General features: G+C 69.6%; 16 protein-coding genes and 4 pseudogenes. 10 read left to right on the forward strand and 10 right to left on the reverse strand.

Annotated elements, in window-relative coordinates:
- Window positions 1-343, forward strand: a pseudogene (locus tag B5M43_RS15465) (DDE-type integrase/transposase/recombinase); the annotation flags it as partial.
- Window positions 337-918 carry a CoA transferase gene (locus tag B5M43_RS15470; RefSeq protein WP_374198171.1) on the forward strand — a complete coding sequence of 194 codons (582 nt, stop codon included), beginning with the start codon at window positions 337-339 and terminating at the stop codon, window positions 916-918. The pseudogene B5M43_RS15465 and the gene B5M43_RS15470, both read left to right, overlap by 7 nt.
- 71 nt (window positions 919-989) lie before the next feature.
- Here the strand turns inward: B5M43_RS15470 and B5M43_RS13875 are convergent, their stop codons facing one another.
- The 8 genes from B5M43_RS13875 to glnT are packed head-to-tail and all read right to left on the reverse strand — an operon-like array spanning window position 990 to window position 8,969.
- Window positions 990-1,574, reverse strand: coding sequence for an XRE family transcriptional regulator (locus B5M43_RS13875; protein ID WP_134746890.1), 585 nt, complete (start codon window positions 1,572-1,574; stop codon window positions 990-992).
- A gap of 7 nt (window positions 1,575-1,581) precedes the next feature.
- Complete coding sequence (locus B5M43_RS13880) at window positions 1,582-2,778, reverse strand: allantoate amidohydrolase (protein WP_055990828.1); 1,197 nt, start codon at window positions 2,776-2,778, stop codon at window positions 1,582-1,584.
- An 11-nt stretch (window positions 2,779-2,789) separates the two neighbouring features.
- Window positions 2,790-3,935 (reverse strand): FAD-dependent oxidoreductase, encoded by a 1,146-nt coding sequence (locus B5M43_RS13885; protein ID WP_055990816.1) that lies wholly within the window; start codon window positions 3,933-3,935, stop codon window positions 2,790-2,792.
- A 14-nt stretch (window positions 3,936-3,949) separates the two neighbouring features.
- Window positions 3,950-4,525, reverse strand: coding sequence for a HutD family protein (locus tag B5M43_RS13890; RefSeq protein ID WP_167626819.1), 576 nt, complete (start codon window positions 4,523-4,525; stop codon window positions 3,950-3,952).
- Window positions 4,522-5,892: an FMN-binding glutamate synthase family protein gene (locus B5M43_RS13895; RefSeq protein ID WP_082543083.1), complete on the reverse strand. Its 1,371-nt coding sequence runs from the start codon at window positions 5,890-5,892 to the stop codon at window positions 4,522-4,524. Before B5M43_RS13895 ends, B5M43_RS13890 begins: the two co-directional genes overlap by 4 nt.
- Before the next feature lie 17 nt (window positions 5,893-5,909).
- Window positions 5,910-6,623 carry a protein glxC gene (locus B5M43_RS13900; RefSeq protein ID WP_134746886.1) on the reverse strand — a complete coding sequence of 238 codons (714 nt, stop codon included), beginning with the start codon at window positions 6,621-6,623 and terminating at the stop codon, window positions 5,910-5,912.
- Entirely contained in the window at window positions 6,620-7,588 is a 969-nt protein-coding gene (locus B5M43_RS13905; RefSeq protein ID WP_082543082.1) for a glutamine amidotransferase, read from the reverse strand. The genes B5M43_RS13900 and B5M43_RS13905 overlap by 4 nt, the downstream gene beginning before the upstream one ends.
- Window positions 7,589-7,616: 28 nt before the next feature.
- On the reverse strand, window positions 7,617-8,969 hold the full coding sequence (gene glnT / locus B5M43_RS13910; protein WP_055990806.1) for a type III glutamate--ammonia ligase: 1,353 nt from the start codon (window positions 8,967-8,969) through the stop codon (window positions 7,617-7,619).
- Between the two features lie 224 nt (window positions 8,970-9,193).
- On the opposite strand from glnT, the gene B5M43_RS13915 reads away from it, so the two are divergent.
- The 7 genes from B5M43_RS13915 to B5M43_RS13945 all read left to right on the forward strand — a co-directional run bounded on the left by B5M43_RS13915 (window position 9,194) and on the right by B5M43_RS13945 (window position 17,744).
- Window positions 9,194-10,438 carry an ammonium transporter gene (locus tag B5M43_RS13915; RefSeq protein ID WP_055990803.1) on the forward strand — a complete coding sequence of 415 codons (1,245 nt, stop codon included), beginning with the start codon at window positions 9,194-9,196 and terminating at the stop codon, window positions 10,436-10,438.
- Between the two features lie 177 nt (window positions 10,439-10,615).
- Complete coding sequence (locus tag B5M43_RS13920) at window positions 10,616-11,752, forward strand: NAD(P)/FAD-dependent oxidoreductase (RefSeq protein WP_055990800.1); 1,137 nt, start codon at window positions 10,616-10,618, stop codon at window positions 11,750-11,752.
- 65 nt (window positions 11,753-11,817) lie between these two features.
- Window positions 11,818-12,969 carry a TMAO reductase system periplasmic protein TorT gene (torT, locus tag B5M43_RS13925; RefSeq protein WP_082543081.1) on the forward strand — a complete coding sequence of 384 codons (1,152 nt, stop codon included), beginning with the start codon at window positions 11,818-11,820 and terminating at the stop codon, window positions 12,967-12,969.
- Between the two features lie 18 nt (window positions 12,970-12,987).
- Window positions 12,988-14,631, forward strand: coding sequence for an amidohydrolase (locus B5M43_RS13930; RefSeq protein ID WP_055990797.1), 1,644 nt, complete (start codon window positions 12,988-12,990; stop codon window positions 14,629-14,631).
- Complete coding sequence (locus B5M43_RS13935) at window positions 14,628-16,103, forward strand: sugar ABC transporter ATP-binding protein (RefSeq protein ID WP_055990794.1); 1,476 nt, start codon at window positions 14,628-14,630, stop codon at window positions 16,101-16,103. Before B5M43_RS13930 ends, B5M43_RS13935 begins: the two co-directional genes overlap by 4 nt.
- 25 nt (window positions 16,104-16,128) lie before the next feature.
- Window positions 16,129-17,142: an ABC transporter permease gene (locus tag B5M43_RS13940; RefSeq protein WP_055990791.1), complete on the forward strand. Its 1,014-nt coding sequence runs from the start codon at window positions 16,129-16,131 to the stop codon at window positions 17,140-17,142.
- A gap of 62 nt (window positions 17,143-17,204) precedes the next feature.
- Entirely contained in the window at window positions 17,205-17,744 is a 540-nt protein-coding gene (locus B5M43_RS13945; RefSeq protein ID WP_082543079.1) for an XRE family transcriptional regulator, read from the forward strand.
- An 87-nt stretch (window positions 17,745-17,831) separates the two neighbouring features.
- On the opposite strand, the pseudogene B5M43_RS13950 reads toward B5M43_RS13945, so the two are convergent.
- Together B5M43_RS13950 and B5M43_RS13955 are read right to left on the reverse strand one after the other, a co-directional pair.
- Window positions 17,832-18,200, reverse strand: a pseudogene (locus B5M43_RS13950) (transposase); the annotation flags it as partial.
- 20 nt (window positions 18,201-18,220) lie between these two features.
- Window positions 18,221-18,397 (reverse strand): annotated as a pseudogene (locus B5M43_RS13955) (integrase core domain-containing protein); the annotation flags it as partial.
- Between the two features lie 70 nt (window positions 18,398-18,467).
- Here B5M43_RS13955 and B5M43_RS13960 point away from each other — a divergent pair.
- Window positions 18,468-18,657 (forward strand): annotated as a pseudogene (locus B5M43_RS13960) (IS3 family transposase); the annotation flags it as partial.

The raw sequence follows: 18,657 nt of genomic DNA on the forward strand, positions 1-18,657 counted from the left end.
CTCGTCAAGCGCGAGTTCACCGCGACCGCACCAAACCGGCTCTGGGTGACGGACCTGACGTTCGTGCCCACCTGGGCCGGCGTCGCTTACGTGTGCTTCATCGTCGACGCGTTCAGCAGGATGATTGTGGGCTGGCGGGTCGCGTCCCACATGCGCACCGAGATGGTCCTCGACGCGATCGAGATGGCCCGCTGGTCCCGCGGACGCCACCACGCCGATCTGCGCTGTCACAGCGACGCGGGCTCTCAGTTCACGTCGATTCGCTACAGTGAACGCCTCGCGGAGATCGGCGCGACACCCTCGATCGGAACGGTCGGCGATTCGTATGACAACGCCCTGGGTCTCGACTACGAGCAGCTGCGCGAACGCGATCCTCGCCTGATCTACGTCTCCGGCACAGGGTTCGGCGAGGACGGGCCGTGGCAGAACCTCGGCATTCAGGACATGGTGCTGCAATCCGTGTCGGGCGCGACCTGGCACAATCGCGACGCCGACGGCCGGCCGCAGATCCATCCGATCCCCTTCATCGACTTCGGCACGGGAATGGCCATGGTCCAGGGCGTGCTCCTCGCACTCCTCGAACGGGGCGCCTCCGGGCTGGGACAGCGTGTGGACGTATCGCTGCTCGACACGGCCCTGTTCGAGCAGATGCAGGAGTACACAGCCTGGATGCTGCGTCGGCACGAGATCCACTGGGAGCGGGACAATCTCGTCGGAAGCCTCAGCACGGCGAATGGGTGGATCGCCGTGGTCGGCCTCTTCCAGCCCGACCCACTCGGCTCGATCTGTCGGGCACTCGAGATCGATGACCTCACCGCGCGACCCGAGTTCGCGGACGCAGCCGCACGGCAAGAGCAGAGCATCGGGTACGACGAGGCTCAGATCGCAACGCTGCTCGAGCAGTCCGTGGTGGCTTGACGGCCCGATCGGATTGAAGCCGCGAGCTGCCGGCCGCCCGCCGAGCTCCCTCTTGCACGCCCGGACGCGTCTCAGCGATCGCGAATCGCGAGAAACCTGATCGGCAGCTCCCGCAGCTCCACGGGTCCGTGCGGGGCCTCGCCGTCGAGCAGCAGGGAGTCGCCGGGTTCCATCTCGTACTCGTACCCGCCGTGCCCGTAGACCATGCTGCCTTCGAGCATGTAGAGGAACTCGGTGCCGGGGTGCTGGAACAGCGGAAAGACGTTTGATGCGTCGGTGAGGGTGACGAGGGTCGGCTCGATCGCGTCCGGAACGTCTTTCAGCACACCGAGCATCCGGTATTGGTGCCCGTGCTGGGTGCCGCTGCGCACGCTGACGCTGCCCTGCCCTGCTTTGGTGAACGACGCCTCGCGATCGCTGTCGCTGCCGCGGAACAGCGCCGTGACCGGCACGCGCAGCCCCTCCGCGAGGCGCTGCAGTGTCGTGAGCGAGCACGACGTGGTCGCCGACTCGACGCGGGAGATCATCGCCTTCGACAGCCCGGTGCGCGCCGCGAGCTCGGCGGCCGAGAGCCCCAGCTCCGCGCGGTAGTGGCGCACCTGCGCGGCGATGACCGGTTCGAGCACGCCCCCGGGCGCCCCATCGGTGACGGTCATCCGCCCATCATACGGACGGACCTGCGAGGGCCGAGAGCACGTCGGCGAGCGCGTCCGCGCCTGTCTCGGCGTCGGCGTCCTCGACGAGCTCCTCGGGCGAGTGCGAGATGCCAGTGGGGTTGCGGACGAACAGCATCGCGGTCGGGATCGCGTCCGCCAGCACGCCGGCGTCGTGGCCGGCGCCTGTGCCGAGCTCGGGTGTGTCCGGCAGCGCGCGACGCAGGTCGGCGCGCAGCGCCCGGTCGAAGTCCACGGTGGGGCTGAGCGACTCTTCGCGCACGTCGGCGGCGCAGCCCTCCTCAGCCGCGATCAGCGCGACGGCGTCACGGATGCGCGTGACGAGATCCGCGGTGACCAGGTCGTCCGGATGCCGCACGTCGAGCCAGAAGGCGACCCGCGACGCGATCACGTTTGTGCCGCCGGGCACCGGCTCGATGCGTCCCACGGTGGCGCGCGCGTCCGGCACCCCGCGCGCGAGATCGCGGATCGCGACGATGAGCCGTGCCGCGGCGACCATCGGGTCGCGGCGGTCCGCCATCAGCGTGGTGCCGGCGTGGTTGCCCTGCCCGCCGACCACGACGCGCCAGCGCCCGTGGCCGAGGATCGAGGCGCCGATCGCGATCGGACGGCCGAGATCGACGAGGCCGCGCCCCTGCTCGACGTGCAGCTCGACGAAGCACTCGGTATCGTCGAGCGCGGCCCGATCGAGCCCGACATGGCGTGGGTCGAGCCCGTCGCGCGCAACTGCGTCGGCGAGCGTGTCGCCCTCCCGGTCCGTCAGGGCGAGCGCCCGCTCCGGGTCGACGGCGCCCGCCATGAGCCGGGATCCGAGGCACGCCAGCCCGAACCGCGACCCCTCCTCCTCCGGGAACACGGCCAGCGCGAGGGGCCGGGACGGCGTGGTCCCCCGCGCGCGCAGCACGTCGACCGCGGCGAGCGCGGAGGCGACGCCGAGCGGCCCGTCGTAGCCGCCGCCGCCCGGCACCGAGTCGAGGTGGCTGCCGGTGACGATCGCCTTGCCGGCGCTGCCCTCGGGGCGCCACCACGCCCACAGGATGCCATTGCCGTCGCGGTGCACGTCGAGCCCGCGCGCCTGCGCGTGGCCGACGAACCACTCGCGCAGCTCTCGGTCTTCGTCGCCGTAGCCGGGGCGCGAATAGCCGCCGCGAGGGTCGGCGCCGATGTGGGCGATCTCGGCGAGCATGCCCGCGACGCTCACGCGCGCGCCCCGTTCGAGACGCGCGCCGAGAGGGGACGGAACCGGTCGGGCACGGTCCCGTCGCCCTCCACGAGCCGGGCCGCGTACTCGCCGATCAGGGGCGCGAACTTCGCACCGTGGCCCGAGCACGGCGACAGGATCGAGATGCCGTCGATCCTGTCGATCACGAACTCCTCGTCCGGGGTGTTCGTGAACAGGCACGTCGTCTCGGCGTACGGCTCGGGCACGAGACCGGGCAGGTTCCGCCGCACGTACTCGATCACCCGCTCGCGGCGCGCCACGTCGATTTCGCGGTCGTGCCAGGCGGCCGAGCGGATCACGGGCCCACCGTTGTACTCGGCGACCTTCTGCCCGCGGAAGTCGGCGTCGCGACCTCCCGGCAGCGCGTACACCTGGATCGGCGCGGTCTTGTGGATGATCGTGGGCCAGACATCCTGCGGGTCGCGGTACGGGAAGTGGAACGCCTGCTCCTGCCGCACCTCGAGCGCGGGGAACGCTGCCAGACGCTCGGGAGGCAGCCCGAGGCCGCCGAGCAGGTCGGACAGCCAACCACCCGCGCTCACCACGACCTGCTCGGCCTCGACGACCTCGCCTGTCGTGGACACGACCGCGTAGCCCGCGCCGCGCGGCGACACGGCGGCGGCCTGCCAGCCCGTGCGCACGGCGGCTCCGGCGGCCTCGGCGAGACGCAGCATCGTGCGGACCGCGTTCTCCGCGTCGATCACGCCGGCGGCCTCGTGCCACAGCACGGGCCCGTCGAACGCGATGCCGCCCCAGCGGTCCGCGGCCTCCGCGACGTCGATGAGCTCGTGCGCGACGCCCGCCGCCGCCAGCACCCGCGCGAGGCGCTCCGGATCGCGGGCGTCGCCGTGGTCGATCGCCCCGGCGGGTGAGATCAGCGTCACCCCGCCGTCGCGTTCGAGCTCGTCCCACCCGTGTCGCGACTCGACGACGAGCCGTGTGTAGAGCGGGTCCGGGTAGGCGTACCGGAAGATGCGCGCCGACCCGTGGGAGCTGCCCCAGTGGTTGGCTGGCTCGGTGCGCTCGAGCACGACGACGTCGTGCCCGCGACGGGCCAGCTGCCAGGCGGCGGCCGCGCCGGCGAGGCCGGCTCCGATCACGGCGACGGAGGTGGGGGGCATCTTCTCTCCCGGGTTCAGGCGGTGGGCGGGGCGGGGACGGGATGGATCGAGAAGCGAGCGACGACGCCGCGCCCCTCGAGCCGGCGGGTCGCGGCGGCGCCGGGCAGCAGCGCGGTCCCGACGGGAAGCCGCTCCCCCTCGAGCGAGAGCCCGGTCGTGAGGACGACGGCCGGCTCCACATCGTCGGCCGGGATCCGGAGCGACCCGTCGACGTGCGCGATGCGGCTCTCGCCCCGGGCCAGCACCCGTGGGGTCATGAGGTTGACGACCAGCGCTCCGGCGCTCGTCGGGGTCGGGATCACGCGCGCCTCGCCCGGGAAGCGCACCATGTCACCCGGATCGAGCCGGTGCACGGCGCCGTCGATCGCAAGGGTCAGTTGCTGATCGCCGGCGAGGACGAGCAGCCGGTCGGTGTCGGGGAACGTCGAGAACACGCTGCGGCCGCGGATCTCGGCGAGGCTCAGCCGCCACGCGAGGCGCCGTGCGAGCACGCGGGTGATGCCGAGGCCGTTGGCCCACGGCTCGGCGACGACCGAGCCGGGCGAGACGATGGCGGGCGCACCCGTCGCCGCGCCCGGCCCGACGCTCACGCGCGTCCCGGGATCCAGGACGTGCCGGCCAGCGGCACGCCCGCCATGGCCGCGGCCTCGACCGTGAGGGCCACGAGGTCCTCCGGTTCGAGGTTGCGCAGGTGTGACTTGCCGCACGCGCGGGCGATCGTCTGCGCCTCGAGGGTGAGCACCCGCAGGTAGTTCGCGAGGCGGCGTCCCGCGGCCACCGGGTCGAGCCGCGCCGAGAGCTCTGGATCCTGCGTCGAGATGCCGGCGGGGTCGCGTCCCTCCTGGAAGTCGTCGTAGAAGCCGGCCGCGGAGCCGAGCTTCGCGTACTCCTCCTCGTAGCGCGGGTCGTTGTCGCCGAGCGCGATGAGCGCGGCCGTGCCGATCGCGACCGCATCGGCGCCCAGCGCCATGGCCTTGGCGACGTCGGCGCCCGTGCGGATGCCGCCCGAGACGATGAGCTGCACGCCCGTGCGGTGCATGCCCAGATCCTGGAGCGCGGCGACGGCGGGGCCGATCGCCGCGAGCGTCGGGATGCCGACGTGCTCGATGAACACCTGCTGCGTGGCGGCCGTGCCGCCCTGCATGCCGTCGAGCACCACGACGTCCGCGCCGGCCTTCACGGCGAGCGCCGTGTCGTAGTATGGACGGGAGGCGCCGATCTTCACGTAGATCGGCACACGCCAATCGGTGATCTCGCGCAGCTCGGCGATCTTCACCGTCAGGTCGTCGGGCCCGGTCCAGTCCGGATGCCGGCTCGCCGAGCGCTGGTCGATGCCGACTGGGAGAGTGCGCATGCCGGCGACGCGCTCGGTGATCTTCTGGCCGAGCAGCATGCCGCCACCGCCGGGCTTGGCGCCCTGACCGAGCACGACCTCGATCGCATCCGCCTTGCGCAGGTCATCGGGGTTCATGCCGTAGCGCGACGGCAGGTACTGGTAGACGAGGTTCTTCGACTGTCCGCGCTCCTCCGGCGTCATGCCGCCGTCGCCCGTGGTCGTCGAGGTGCCCACGGCGCTCGCGCCGCGCCCCAGAGCCTCCTTGGCGTTGGCCGACAGGGCGCCGAAGCTCATGCCCGCGATCGTGACCGGGATGTCGAGCTGCACGGGGTTCTTCGCGTGGCGGGTGCCGAGCGTGACATCCGTGCCGCACTTCTCGCGGTATCCCTCGAGCGGATACCGCGACATGCTCGCCCCGAGGAAGAGCAGGTCGTCGAAGTGCGGGAGCGGGCGCTTGGCCCCCCAGCCGCGGATGTCGTAGATGCCGGTGGCCGCGGCGCGCTGGATGTCGTGGATCGTGGCCCGGTCGAACGTGGCAGACTCGCGCAGGCCGAGTGCTGCGAGATCCTGTGCGGTGCGGGCCGGGGCGGCGACGTCCTGGGTGGCGAGGTCGAGAGTCATGCTGCTTCCCTTTCGGCTCAGTACGCGCCGGCGTTGTCGACTTTGAAGTGGTAGAGGTCGCGCGCGGATCCGTAGCGACGGAACTCGGACGGATCCTCGGTGCGGCCCGCGCGCCGCAGCAGCTCGCCGAGCTCGGCGAGGTGCTCCTCGCGCATCGCCTTCTCGATGCAGTCCGCCCCGAGCGACGCGACCTCGCCGCGGACGTAGATCCGGGCCTCGTAGATGGAGTCGCCGAGCGCGTCGCCCGCGTCGCCGCAGACCACCAGCCGGCCGGCCTGCGCCATGAACGCCGACGCGTGGCCGATGCTGCCGCCCACGACGATGTCGACGCCCTTCATCGAGATGCCGCACCGGGCGCCCGTGTTGCCGTCGACGACCACGAGCCCCCCGTGCCCGGTCGCGCCGGTCGACTGGGACGCGTCTCCGGTCACGTGCACGACGCCCGACATGATGTTCTCCGCCAGCCCCACGCCCGCGCTGCCGCGCACCTTGACGGTGCCGCGCTGGTGCATCCCGGCGAAGTAGTAGCCGACGTTCCCCTCGATCGTGACGTCGAGCTCGCGGTCGATGCCCGCGGCGATGTTGTGCTGGCCCGCGGGGTGCTCGACGATCCACGCCGTGCCGTCGGCCGCGTCGTGGAGCCGCTGGTTGAGCTCCCGCACGGTCGCGGTCGACAGGTCGACGACGGTCGCCTCCGTCGTGCGGGCGTCGATCGGGGTCAGGGTGGTCATCGGGTCGCTCCTTCCGCGACGAGGGCGTCGGCGGCCGGCCCGGCGTCGGCCGTCGGCGGGGCGTCGACGTGCCAGGTGTAGACGACGCCGGGGATGGGCTCGAAGATGCGGGCGCTCTCGATGCCGGGCAGCTCCGCGAGCGCGCGGTACTCCGATGCCATGGCGACCCAGTCGTCCGTCTCCGCGATGATCGCGGGCTTGCAGGCGATGGGGTCGCGAACCACGGCCATGCCGTCGGCGGTGGTGACGACGAGCGTGTAGAAGCCGTCGAAGACCTCACCGAGGTTCTCCAGTGCCGTCTTGAGGTCGTCGCCCTGCGCCATCCGCCAGGCGATGTATCGCGCGCCCACCTCCGAGTCGTTCTCGCTGTCGAACTCGACGCCCTGACGGCGCAGCATGCGCCGGATGGACGCGTGGTTGCTGAACGAGCCGTTGTGCACGAGGCAGAGGTCCTCGGACACCGTGAACGGATGGGCGCCGCCGGCGGTGACCGCCGACTCCGTGGCCATGCGCGTGTGCGAGAGGCCCTGCACGCCACCGGCGCTCGTGAGCCGGTAGACCTCGGCCAGCTCGACCGGGTGCCCGACGCCCTTCAGCACGGCGACGTGCTCGCCGCGCCCGATGACGTGGCCCTCGGGGAGGACCTCGGCGACTGCGGCCTCGAGCACTGCGGGCTCGACCTTCGCGTTGATGAGCGTCGACTCCGCGTAGTCCGTCACCGCGACGTCGCTGCCACCGGGCAGCACGCCGGCGAGGCGCTCGGCGAGCTCGTCTGCGGCGAAACCCGCGTCGAGGACGGTCACGGTCGCGGTGCCCGATGGCGTCAGCCGCTCCGAGCCATACAGCGCGAGACCGGCCGAATCCGGCCCCCGGTCGACGATCTCGCAGAGCATTCCGTGCATGAGCCGCCCCAGGCTGTCACGCAGCCACGGGTTGCGGATCTGCAACGCAGCGATACCGCACATGTCTTTCTCCTGTCGTCTTCTCCGCGTGTCAGTACGCGGTGAGGTAGTGGTCGATCTCCCAGTCGCTGACGGTGTTGTGCCAGCGCAGGAACTCCTCTTCCTTCGCGTCGGCGAAGTACGCGCCCACGCCGCGGCCGCCATCCACGGCGGAAAGCAGCCTGTCGTCGTCGCGCAGCGCGTCGACAGCGTGCAGCAGCGTGCGCGGCAGCTCGGCCGAGTCCTCCCGGAACTCGCCGGGCCCGCACGGGTCTCCCGGGTCGGCCCGCCGGTCGAGGCCGTCGATGCCGGCGAACAGCGTGGTGGCGATGGCGAGGTAGGGGTTCGCGGAGCCGTCGCCCGCGCGCAGCTCGACGCGGTTGCCGTCGGGCACGCGGATGAAGTGGGTGCGGTCGTTCCCCCCGTACGACGCGCGGCGGGGCGACCACGTCGCCCCCGAGGCGCTCGTGGTGGCGCCGCGGCGCTTGTAGGAGTTGACGCTCGGCGCCAGGAAGAGCTGCAGGGCCGCCGCGTGGTCGAGCACGCCGGCGACGAACGAGTACGCCGTGCCGGACAAGCCGAGGCCGCGAGCGTCCTCGGTGTCCGGGAAGACCGGGCTGCCGTCCTGCCACAGCGACAGGTGCAGGTGCAGCCCGCTACCCGTGCGGTCCGTGAACGGCTTCGGCATGAACGTCGCCGTCATTCCACGCTGCTCGGCCATCACGTTGATCAGGTAGCGGAGAGTGATGACGCGATCGGCGGTGACGAGCGCGTCCGCGTACGCGAAATTCTGCTCGAACTGGCCGGACGCATCCTCGTGGTCATTCGCGTAGTTCGCCCAGCCGAGGGTGTTCATGGCGTCGCTGACCGCGGTGAGGTGCTCGTACATCCGCGTGAGGCCGCGCGCGTCGTAGCACGCCCGCTCGCCGTCGCGGCGGTCGGCGGTGATCAGGCGGCCATCGTCGTCCCTGTCGAGCAGGAAGTACTCGACCTCCGCGCCCACCTTGCACGTGAAGCCGCGCTCGGCGAGCGCCGCCAGCGCGTTCTTCAGGATGACGCGCGGCGCATAGGGCCAGGGCTCGCCGTTAACGTGCGGGTCGCAGTGCACGATCGCGAGACCCTCGCGAATGAACGGCACGGGCATGTACGAGTCCATGTCGGGGACCGCGATGAGGTCCGGGTCGTGCGGACGCTGACCGACGAGGCCCGCCGCGAAGCCGGCGAATCCGAGCTCTCCGGCCTCCAGCTCGTCGGCCGCCGAGATCGGCACGAGCTTGGCGCACGGCTTTCCGTTCATGTCGACGAACAGCGCGAGGATGAACCGCACGTCATCGGCGAGGGCACGCTCCTTCAGGCTGAGCGTCGGCGCCAGCATCTCGGTCGCCGGTGGACTGAGCAGGGTCATCGATCTCTCCTTCGCGGCAAGTTTACCACCAGTGAATTGTGTTCCCTGACGTTAGCGCGCCCACGGCGACTCGCAGTGTTCGAGGGCGTTACAACCCTGTTAAATGCGCGGTGGTTCGCGAAACACGGACTTCATCATCGCGAAACCCGGTTCAGTTCCCTGTCCGTAAACCTGGTTGCACACACCGCCCCCGGTGTGCGCAACCCCACGAGAGAGGCATATCCATGGACAGCGGACAGTTCACCTGGGCGATCGTCGCGACCGCCCTCGTCGTCTTCATGACACCCGGCATCGCGCTCTTCTACGGCGGCATGGTCAAGGCCAAGTCCGTCGTCAGCATGATGATGCTCAGCGTCGGCGCGATGGGCGTCGTCGGCATGCTCTGGGTGCTCTACGGCTTCAACATGTCGGTGATCGCGGATGCCGAGGACGGCTCGTTCCCCGGCTTCCAGTTCGCCGGCAACCCAATCACCGAGAACTTCGCGCTCGCTGGCCTCGACAGCTTCACCCTGATCTCAGCGGCGTACGGGGCCACCTTCGCGATCGCGACCACCGCTCTCGTATCGGGCGCGATCGCCGACCGCGCGAAGTTCGGCTCCTGGCTGGTGTTCGCCGGCCTGTGGGCATCGTTCGCGTACTTCCCGGTGGCCGGCTGGGTCTGGGGTGCGGGCGGCTGGGTGTTCGATCTCGGCGAGATCCTCGGCCTCGAGGCCTCCACGATCGACTACGCCGGCGGCACGGCCGTACACATCAACTCGGCCGCCGCCGCCCTCGCGCTCGCTCTTGTGCTCGGCAAGCGCATTCACTTCGCGAAGGGCGTCGCCAAACCGCACAACGTGCCCCTGACTCTGATCGGCGTGGGCATCCTGTTCTTCGGGTGGTTCGGCTTCAACGCCGGTGCAGAGGGCACCTTCGGCCTGCTCGGGCCCGACAACGTCGACGCCGGTGAGATCATCGTCAACACACTGGTGGCGGGCTGCGCCGGCATCATCGGCTGGGTGCTTGTCGAGCAGGTCAAGGAGGGCAAGGCCACTGCGGTCGGGGCGGGTTCGGGCGCTATCGCCGGCCTCGTCGCGATCACGCCGGCGTGCGCCGCGCTCGACCCGGGCTGGGCCCTGCTGCTCGGCCTCATCGCAGGCGCCGTCTGCGCCCTCGCCATCGAGCTGAAGTACAAGCTGGGCTTCGACGACTCGCTCGACGTGGTCGGCATCCACGGCGTCGGCGGCTTCCTCGGCTGCTGGTACCTGGGCTTCTTCGCCCAGGGAACGGGGCTGTTCACCGGCGGCGACCTCTCCCAGCTGGTCGTGCAGGTGATCGCGTCGGTCGGCGTCGCCGCGTACTCCTTCGCCATCACGTGGATCCTCGGCTTCGCGATCGAGAAGACGATCGGATTCCGCGTGAAGAACGAGGACGAGATCGCCGGCATCGACACCGTGCACCACGAAGGGGCGTACACGCTCACGGACTGATGGCGCCCCGGATGAGGATCGTACGGGCGATGCGCGTGGCTCTGCCCGCGTCACGCGCCGCCCGTGCGATCTCGTGTCTGCTCAGAAATTGCTTGACACCCACCACCCGGGCCCCTATCTTGATCGCGAGGTCAAACTTTACTCAATATTGACTAGAAATTTAGGAGCAGTGAGCGCATGAGCCATGTCGAGATCGCCGGCGCCGGCCTGTCGGGACTGACGGCCGCAGCCGCTTTCGCCAAAGCCGGATGGTCCGTGCGAGTGCACGAGAAGTCATCCGAGCTGCGAGAGATCGGCGCCGGCATCTACCTGTGGGAGAACGGTCTTCGAGCGCTCGAGGAGATCGGGGCGTACGACACGGTCGTCGCCGAAGGCGAGTGGGTCGAGGAACCGCTGCTGCGCGACCACCGCGGCCAGACGCTCCAGGAGGAGTGGCTGCAGAACCACCGCCTGGTCACGGTCGGTCGACGACACCTCCACCGTTCGCTGGTCGACAACGCCAGGCGGCTCGGCGTGGAGATCGTGACCGACTCCCCCATCACCGGCGCCTTCCCGAACGGAACGCTCGTCGGCGCGGACGGAACCGAGTATCGAGCAGATCTCGCCATCGGAGCAGACGGCGTGTTCTCGAAGGTGCGCGACGCCCTCGGGCTCCGCACCTCGTTGGTCGATCTTCGGGATGGCGGCGGGAGGCACATCGTCCCCCGAACGGCCGATGACCCCGTCGGACGCACGATCGAGCAATGGAACGGCGGTCGCCGCATCGGCATCGTCCCCTGCTCACCCGACGAGACATACATCTTCCTCTGCTGCCCCGCGGATGACCACGACGGACGAGACCAGCAGCCCTTCAGCCCCGGCACCTGGCTTGAGTCCTTCCCCGAGTTCCGCTCGCAGCTCGAGCGGATCCCCACCGACACGGAGGGGCGTTGGGCGCCCTTCCACGACGTCACGGTCAGCTCCTGGCGCGCCGGGAGGACGGTGCTCGTGGGCGACGCCGCCCACGCGATGTCGCCGAACCTCGGCCAGGCGGCGTGCGTCGCCATGACCAACGCCGTCTCGCTCGCCGTGCATGCCTCGAACTCCCGTCATCTCGACATGGCCCTGCGCTCGTGGGAAGCGCAGATGCGGCCGATCGCTGACGGTGTGCAGAAGTACTCGCGCATCTACGGCCGCGTGGGAACGCACTGGCCGCGTCCGCTGCTCGACATCCGCTCCACCCTCGTCAAGCGGTTCGCCTCGTCCCGCAGGGTGCAGGGCGCCATCAACTTCGCCGCCGAGCACTACCCCGCTGGCCACGTGCGCGTCCCCTGATCCGTCTTCTTCGAGCTGCACCCAAACGCATTCGTCCGATGGACAACGACTGAAGGAGCTCCACCATGAATCGCACACAGCCCGCCCTCTTGCTGGCGGCACTCGCCGCCGTGTCACTCAGCGCCTGCTCGCAGGAAGGCGGGACGGCCAGCGAGGAGCCCATCAGCGGCGACTCCTGGACCGTCCCAGCCCTTGTGACCGACTGCTCGTCGGACGATGTGGACCCGGCAGGCTGCACAGGCCCGAGCGAGGCGACCGAATACACCTCGCTCGACGCCGAGAACGTGACCGCGCCGTGGCGCCTCTGCGCCGTGATCCCGCACCTGAAGGACTCCACGTGGGTGGGCGTCGACTACGGGCTCGTGCTCCAGGCACAGCGGCTCGACGTGAACCTCTCGGTGGTCGACGCGGGCGGCTACGAGAACCTCTCCAAGCAGGTCTCCCAGATCGAGGACTGCGTCAGCTCCGACGCCGACGCGATCCTCGTCAGCGCTGTCAGCTACGACTCGGTCAACCAGGCCGTGCAGCGTGCGATGGATGCGGGCATCACGGTCGTCGACGTCGGCAACGGGTTCTCCCTCCCGGACGTGCCCGGTCGGGTTCTGCAGGACTATGTCGACATGGGCGGCGTGATCGGGACGCATCTCGCCGAGAGCGCTGAGCCGCTCAAGGTGGCTGTGCTGCCAGGACCGGCCGGCGCAGGCTGGGCAGAGCGCTCGCTGCTCGGGTTCCAGGAGGCGATCGAGGGCAGCGACGTCGAGATCGTCGACGTCAAGTACGGCGACACCGGCAAAGAGGTGCAGCTCGGCCTGATCGAGGATGTCCTGTCCGCGAATCCCGACATCGATGCCCTGGTGGGCAACGCCGTCATGGTCGAGTCCGCGGTCGCCGTGCTCGCAGAGCAGGGACGCACCGAGCAGGTCGCGCTGTACGGCACGTACGTCACCCCCGAGACCGTGAAGCTGATGTCGGCCGGTCGTGCGAACTGCGGACCGTCAGAGCAGTCGAGTCTCATCGGTCAGATGTCGGTCGACCTTGCCGTACGGCTCCTCGAGCAGGAGGTTCTCGCCGAGCCGCCCACACGCTTCTCCCCGGAGCCGCTGCTGATCTGCGGCTCTGCCGAAGGCGGCTCCGACAACGTCGAGTCCTTCGACGCGACGGGCAGCTTCGCGCCGGAGGGCTGGCAGCCCGTCTCGGTCGTCGAGTCGACTCGCTGATCCGGGATGGCTCCCGTCATGCAGAAGACCGAGTACGTCGTGCGGGGGACGATCCGCACGATGGGACCTCATGGTGTCGTCGAGGCGCTGCACGTACGCGGCTCGCAGATCGCCGCGGTCGGCGACGCCGGGCTCGCGGATGAGCTCATCTCACGCGGTGTGCCCGTCATCGACGTGCCCCGCGACGGAGCCGCTCTGCCCGCCTTCGTCGACCCCCACGTGCACCTGACGCAGTACGCGGTCGCTACCGCTCGCGGGGTCGACTGCCGGGTTCCGCGCTGCACGGGCATCGCCGATGTCACCGACGCGCTGCGCGACCGAGCGCGTGAGACGCCTGAGGGCGAATGGGTGATCGGGTACGGCAATCTCTTCTTCGATCAGAAGCTCGCCGAGCGCCGCTTCCCGACGCGAAGCGAGCTCGACGCGGTCTCGACCCGTCACCCCATCGTGATCCACTGCGGCGGGCATGTGTCGATCCTGAACACGGCGGCGCTGCGTGCCGCACGCGTCGAACGCTTCCTTCAGGCCGGCATGGGGCTCTGGGGCAGTCCCGTCGTCGGGGTGGACAACGACGGCAACCCGAGCGGGTACGTCGCGGAAGTCGACGGGCACCTGCCTATCCCGGCGCCTTCTCGCGAGGAGACGACGGCGTGGGTGCGAGAGCGGTACGCGGCGGACTACCTCGCCAACGGGGTGGTCACCGTCGGAGAGATGCTGGAGTCCGACGCGCAGCTCGGCGCGTTGGAGGGCCTCGCCGCAGACGAGAGCGCGGCCTGCCGCGTCGCGCTGTATGCCATCGCGCCGGGATTCCGACCGGTCGACGAGGCCTTCGACTGGGTCGCGGGCTTCACAGGCTCACCCGGACGCCTCTGGGCACAGGGAGTGAAGATGTTCGTCGACGGCGGGTACTCCGCGCGCAACGCCGCGAGTCTGCAGCCGTACAGCCCGGATCACTCGCCGCGCCCCGGGTACCGAGGCCGGCTCAACAAGAGCCGAGACGAGCTGCTGCACGCTTTCGGCCTGGCCGCCGAGAGGGACATCCAGGTCGCCCTGCACACCAACGGCACTCGTGCCCAGGCGGAGGTCCTGAAGGCGCTGAGCGCCTTCCCGCACCGGATCGACGTGCGCGTGGAGCACCTCGGGAACGTGCTGGAGGATGTGGCCGACATCGATGCGTGGAAGGCGACCGGCGTCGTCCCCGTGCTGCAGCCGGGGTTCCTGTCGAACTTCATCGGCGACTATCTGCCGATGCTCTTTCCCGGCCACGGCGTCAACGGGCGCGTGCCGCTGCGCACCATCCTCGACGCGGCCGTGGCGCCCGCCTTCAGCTCGGACGTGGCGGTCGGGGGCGACATCGACGCTACTAATCCGTGGCACACGATCTGGAGCGCAGTCGCGCGTCGCAGCTTCTGGGACGTCGAGGTCGAGCCGACGGAAGCGATCAGCGTCGAGGAGGCGCTCCGAGCACACACGCTCGACGCCGCTCGCGCCCTCGGCGCATCTGACCGGCTCGGCAGCCTGGAGGCGGGCAAGGAAGCCGACCTGGTCATCGTCGGACGCGACCCCGTCCACTCCTCCACAGACGGCATCGCGGCGACGGAGACGCTCGCGGTTCACCGCGCGGGGGTAGAGGTCTTCACCGCCGGGAAGGCCGGCGAGTGAGCGCTCTGCTCGAGCTGCGGGGCCTGTCGAAGGCGTTCGGCCCGTTCATCGCGCTCAGCGACGTCTCCTTGAAGGTGCTGGCCGGGCAGGTTCACGCCGTCATGGGCGAGAACGGGGCTGGCAAGTCCACTCTGATCAAGGCGCTCAGCGGACTGCATGCTCCCAGCTCCGGCGAGATCCTCTTCGACGGCCGACCGGTGAGATTCGATTCGCCGACGCAGGCCACGGACCTCGGAATCCGCACGGTGTTCCAAGAGCTGCACATCGCGCCACACATGAGCGTCGCCGAGAACATCACGCTGGGCTCCACTCCGACGGTGGCCGGCCTGATCGATCGACGCCGCATGCGCGATGAGGCGCGGGCAGTCCTCTCCAGGCTCGGCGTCGACCTGGATGTCGACGCGCGCGCGGGCAGGCTGTCCCGCTCCGAGCAGCAGCTGATCGAGATCGCGCGCTCGCTGATCGGCGAGGCCCGCCTCCTCATCCTCGATGAGCCGACGGCGTCCCTCGGCGAGTCAGAGAGCCGCCGTCTGCTCGACATCGTGCGCCGATTGGCAGGCGAAGGCGTCGGTGTGATCTACGTGAGCCACCGCATGCACGAAGTGCTGGACATCGCCGACGTCGTCACAGTGCTGCGTGACGGCGTTCACGTGGCCACGCACACCGCCCCCGTCGGAGCGGATGCGCTCGTCGAGGCGATGATCGGCCGACCGGCGGGGCAGCTCTACGCGCACACCCCGGGAGCGACCGGTCCCGCCGTGCTCGAAGTCGCGAATCTCAGCGCCGTCGGCGTCCACGACGCGAGCTTGGTCGTCCACGCCGGAGAGGTGGTGGGGATAGCAGGCCTGATCGGGTCCGGAAAGTCGGAGCTGGCCCGCACGCTCGCTGGGCTGCAGCCTGCGAGATCGGGCACCGTTCTCATCGGAGGGAAGCCCTGCGGCGCCCGCACGATCTCCGGGATGCTCAAGGCGGGCCTGATGTACTACCCCTCCGACCGCCGTCGGGAGGGGCTCGTGCTGCGCCGGCCGCTCTATGAGTCGGTCACTCTCGGGGCGCTCGGCTCCGCCGGGCTGACCCGCTTCGGGCTGATCGACAGGCGGGCCGAACGGCGGCGCGCCGAGGAGCTCACGGAACGGCTCGCTCTGCGTCCCGCCGACGTGACTCGCCATGCGCTGCTGTACTCGGGGGGCAATCAGCAGAAGGCGCTCATCGCCCGAGGGCTCCTGCGTCAAGCCGTGGTCCACGTGTTCGACGAGCCGACCGTGGGCATCGATGTGGGAGCGAAGGCCGATGTGTACGCGCAGATCGACAGCACTGCGCGCGGCGGCGCCGGGGTGGTCGTCGTCTCGTCCGACCTCACCGAGCTCATCGGCATCAGTGACCGCGTCTACGTCGTGGCCGAGGGGCGCATCCGCGGCGAGTTGCGCGGCGACGAGATCACCGAACAGGCGATCGCCGAACGATTCTTCTGAACTCCCTTCCCGAAGAGGAACTGACATGACTGCTCTCTCCACCGGACCCGACCGCCAGACGGTCACGCAGCGCATCGCTGTGGCGGTCGCGCGCACGCGCGTCGCCAATCGGCTCATGCTTCTGATGCTGCCTCTCCTCGTGCTCGCGCTGGGCGTGGCGTTCGCCATCCTGGAACCTCGCTTCCTGGAATCTGGCAACATCATCAACGTCGCTCGCCAATCCGTTTTCCTGTTGCTCATCGCGCTCGGACAGATGGTGGTGCTGATCAACGCTCAGCTCGACCTCTCCGTCGGCGCGACGGTCGCGTTCACGTCCGTGATTGTGGCTTCGGCCACCGCTGCGATCGGCGAAGGGCCGCTGGCTCTCGTCGCGGGCGTCGGCATAGCGATCGCCGTCGGCGTGGCGGTCGGCCTCTTCAACGGACTGATCGTGGCAGTCTGGCGCGTGCCGTCGTTCATGACGACGCTCGGAACGACCTCGATCCTCACCGGCGTCGCGTTGCTGATCACGAAGGGTGCCCCCATCACGGGAGTTCCCTTCTCCCTCATGGACGTGCTGGGCACCGGCGCAGTCGCAGGAATCCCTGTGCCCGTCATCGTCGCCGCCCTCCTGCTTCTGCTCGTCACGCTGTTCATGACGCGCGTTCCCGCGGGGCGCAACATGTACGCGGTCGGCGGGAATGCCGAGGCCGCTCGCGTCGCGGGCATCAACGTGAAGGGCACCCTGATCCTGGCCTTCGTCGTCTGTGGGACGCTCTCCGCGATCGCCGGGCTGCTGCTGACGTCGCGGCTCGGTTCGGGCGAGGCGTCGGTAGGGGGCAGCTACGTGATGCTGTCCATCGCGGCGGCCGTGCTCGGCGGCACGTCGTTGTTCGGCGGCGAGGGCATCGTCTGGCGCGTGCTTCTGGGCGTGCTGTTCCTCGGCGTGCTGAGCAACGGCATGAACCTCCTTCACGTGGCGAGCTATATCCAGGAGATCGTCATCGGGGCCGTCCTCATTCTGGCCGTGGGCGTCGAACGACTCCGAGAGAAGGCGTGATCGCCGCGGGCGGTCTCACGCCAGGTTCGGCAAAGCCGCTCCAGCCGTATGATCGGGGAAGGATGGGGGAACGCTCGATGCACGTCGACGGCGACCGGATCCGCAAGCTCCGGAAGGCTGCGGGACGCACTCTGGCGTCGATCGCGGCCGACACGAGTCTCTCCGTCAGCTTCCTCTCGCTCGTCGAACGAGGGATATCGGAACCGTCGTTCGACTCGCTCATGCGCATCGCCGGATCGCTAAACGTGCCGATGCAGGCCATCGTGCGTGAGGTGCCGGACGCCTCCTCCCCTGCTGAGCAGCTGTCTGGAGGCTCGGGCGTCTATCGGGACCGATACGTGACTCCCGAGACGACCCGCACCATCCAGGTGCTGGAGGCGATGCTCGAGCCGGGGCGACGCTCGCGCGTCCACTCATACACTCATCCGGAGGACGAGGAGTGCATCTTCGTGCTCGAGGGCGAGTTGGAGTTCACTCTCGACGGCACGGTGCACCGTCTCGGCGCGGGGGACTCGCTCGTGATCGACCCGCGCCTGCCGCACTCGTACGCGAACACCGGCGCCCGGCCGGCTCGGTGGCTCTGGATCTCCGCCAAGCGGTGACGACGACGGCCTCCCGCCGCGCGCCGGCCCCGCTGGGCGGTCAAGTCCCTGGTGGTGGTGTAGCGCTCGGTCCTTCGTGTTGATGGTTCAGGCGCTGAGTTCGAGGTTGGTGTCGGTCACCTCCTCGGGGCTGTTGTCAGCGACGAGGGTGAGCCTGCTTTTGGCGAGGATGTCGAGGCCGAGGTAGCGGCGGCCTTCGGCCCATTCGTCGGTCTGCTCGGCGAGCACCGCGCCGACGAGGCGGATGATCGCGTCCCGGTTCGGGAAGATGCCCACCGAGTCGGTGCGGCGGCGGATCTCACAGTTGAGCCGCTCGTTCGGACTATTGGACCAGATCTGCTGCCAGAGGCCATCTGGGAACCCGGTGAAGGCGAGGATGTCGGCCCGGGCGGTGTCGAGGTGCTCGAACGCGTCGGGCAGCTTCTGGTCGACGTAGTCCAGCAGCCGATCGAACTGAACCGGCCTGGGTTTCGTTCCTATCGGTTTCCCTGTCCGGCGGTCGCCGGGGAGGCTGATCCGAGGTCAGCGTAGTACGCGTCCTCGACCTCGGCCGGGGTGCGCATGCCGAGCTCGCCATGGAGACGTTGGTGGTTCCACCACCACACCCATTCGAGCGTCGCAAGCTCGACCTGCTCGACCGTCCTCCAGGGCCCGCGCTGGCGGATCTGAACCGTCCCCGGTTTGATGCCGCTTCCTTTCGAGTCTGGAAGGAAGATGATGATCATGCCGAAGAGGATTCCGGAGGAGACGAAGCAGCGCGCTATCCGGCTCGTGCTCGATCACCTCGATGAGTACCCGAACCTCACGACCGCGTGCGAGACGGTGTCGAAGCGGCTCGGTTTCGGCGCTGAGAGCTTGCGCCGGTGGGTGCGGCAGGCGCAGGTCGACGCCGGCGACCGGCAGGGGGTCAGCA

Origin of the sequence: Microbacterium sp. MEC084, assembly GCF_004514465.2 — a bacterium.
Classification (GTDB): domain Bacteria; phylum Actinomycetota; class Actinomycetes; order Actinomycetales; family Microbacteriaceae; genus Microbacterium.

Coding starts and splice junctions, on each gene's coding strand:
- B5M43_RS13940 (WP_055990791.1), top strand. CDS start 16,129: ATGACTGCTCTCTCCACCGGACCCGACCGCCAGACGGTCACGCAGCGC.
- B5M43_RS13915 (WP_055990803.1), top strand. CDS start 9,194: ATGGACAGCGGACAGTTCACCTGGGCGATCGTCGCGACCGCCCTCGTC.
- B5M43_RS13895 (WP_082543083.1), bottom strand. CDS start 5,892: ATGACTCTCGACCTCGCCACCCAGGACGTCGCCGCCCCGGCCCGCACC.
- B5M43_RS13900 (WP_134746886.1), bottom strand. CDS start 6,623: ATGACCACCCTGACCCCGATCGACGCCCGCACGACGGAGGCGACCGTC.
- torT (WP_082543081.1), top strand. CDS start 11,818: ATGAATCGCACACAGCCCGCCCTCTTGCTGGCGGCACTCGCCGCCGTG.
- B5M43_RS13880 (WP_055990828.1), bottom strand. CDS start 2,778: ATGCTCGCCGAGATCGCCCACATCGGCGCCGACCCTCGCGGCGGCTAT.
- glnT (WP_055990806.1), bottom strand. CDS start 8,969: ATGACCCTGCTCAGTCCACCGGCGACCGAGATGCTGGCGCCGACGCTC.
- B5M43_RS13885 (WP_055990816.1), bottom strand. CDS start 3,935: ATGCCCCCCACCTCCGTCGCCGTGATCGGAGCCGGCCTCGCCGGCGCG.
- B5M43_RS13905 (WP_082543082.1), bottom strand. CDS start 7,588: ATGTGCGGTATCGCTGCGTTGCAGATCCGCAACCCGTGGCTGCGTGAC.
- B5M43_RS13945 (WP_082543079.1), top strand. CDS start 17,205: ATGGGGGAACGCTCGATGCACGTCGACGGCGACCGGATCCGCAAGCTC.
- B5M43_RS13920 (WP_055990800.1), top strand. CDS start 10,616: ATGAGCCATGTCGAGATCGCCGGCGCCGGCCTGTCGGGACTGACGGCC.
- B5M43_RS13875 (WP_134746890.1), bottom strand. CDS start 1,574: ATGACCGTCACCGATGGGGCGCCCGGGGGCGTGCTCGAACCGGTCATC.
- B5M43_RS13930 (WP_055990797.1), top strand. CDS start 12,988: ATGCAGAAGACCGAGTACGTCGTGCGGGGGACGATCCGCACGATGGGA.